This is a genomic window from Burkholderia sp. Bp8994 (assembly GCF_003853805.1).
Taxonomy (GTDB): domain Bacteria; phylum Pseudomonadota; class Gammaproteobacteria; order Burkholderiales; family Burkholderiaceae; genus Burkholderia.
The window spans coordinates 1-490 of sequence record NZ_QTQH01000058.1 but is presented as its reverse complement, the minus strand read 5'-3'; the positions used below and the strand labels follow the sequence as shown (position 1 = coordinate 490).

Sequence of the window (490 nt, the reverse complement as noted above, 5' to 3'; positions counted from 1 at the left end):
TCAATGTCCGGCGCGCTTCCATGCGCATCAGCGCGCGGTCCTCGTAACGTTGTCCAGCTTCCGTTGCGGCCGTACCTCGGGCGACGCTGTCCTCGTTCTTTGCCTTGTACTGGTCGTACGGATCGTCAGCGCGCTTGTCTGCATCGCTCTTGTTCGCGTCGCGCCAAGCAGCCGGCGGATCGTTGCCTTCGTTGAAGTCGCTGATCGCGTCGCCGTCCCTGGTCTCGACTGACTTGCCGAATCGCAAGGCCTTCGGCGGGAATGGCTCGTCAAGCGCCGGAGCATCCGCCACCACTATCCAGCCCTTCGGCGGATCGGCGTTCACGCGGAGCATGTTCAATGCCGAACTGATGCCGGTCACGACGAACAGGAGTGGCGCAGTCACAAGCGTTGCCGCCACGCCCAGAACCGATTCATTTCCTTTGACCGCGCCGACGAGATTGAATTTGGCCGGCGGCGACGGCGGATACCAGAACCCCGGCTTCGTTCC

Annotated in this window: 1 pseudogene; it reads right to left on the bottom strand. The window is 62.9% G+C overall.

Annotated features, from left to right (window positions below):
- Window positions 1-490, bottom strand: a pseudogene (locus DIE04_RS29540) (hypothetical protein); the annotation flags it as partial.